Source organism: Aerococcus sp. L_32 (assembly GCF_050689315.1).
Window position 1 is genome coordinate 1 of the sequence record NZ_JBOEQF010001162.1, and the last position, 578, is coordinate 578.

The window sequence follows — 578 nt, forward strand, 5'->3', positions numbered from 1 at the left end:
CCTTCTATAAAGGCGAAATAGCTGGCAAGGCTTTCTTGGTAGACTTTTGAGACACCGTACAGATCTCCTGGCCGGACTGGATCATCGACAGACACTTGCACATTTTTCGGATAGGCATTTACAGCATGAATAGAGCTTGCAAAGATAATCCGCTTAACGAAGTTCTCGTTCTTTGAGGCTTCTTTGAATAAATAGTAAGGCATCTTGTAATTCATTTCAATCAATGAATCATCAAACGAAGCATTGGGGGAAGGATTACCCGCTAAGTGGATAACATAGTCGATTCCTTCTAATAGACCCTCCCAATTTTCGCTAACGGTCAAGTCGAGCTCTTTGACGATAGTGCCTTTCAAAAGCTCCGGTCTAACGTCATAGAAATTGATATCCACCAAAGTCAACTCGTAACTCTTTTTAAGATGGTTTACTAAGACTTTGCCTATGTTACCGCTTGCGCCGGTGATCATAATCTTGTCCATGGTGTAACCTCCTTGTTTTTAATAGAACAAACATCGCAGTTATTCACATGAATTACTTTTCTCTAACTTTATGAAACCTCTCAGAAAAAGTCAAAAGATAAC

At 40.0% G+C, this 578-nt stretch carries 1 protein-coding gene; it reads right to left on the minus strand.

All coding sequences use genetic code 11. The features are described 5' to 3' along the window. The coding region (locus tag ACRCJ0_RS18710; RefSeq protein ID WP_431391701.1) for an NAD-dependent epimerase/dehydratase family protein at window positions 1-476 on the minus strand (476 nt) is incomplete at its 3' end. Window positions 477-578 lie beyond the last annotated feature (102 nt).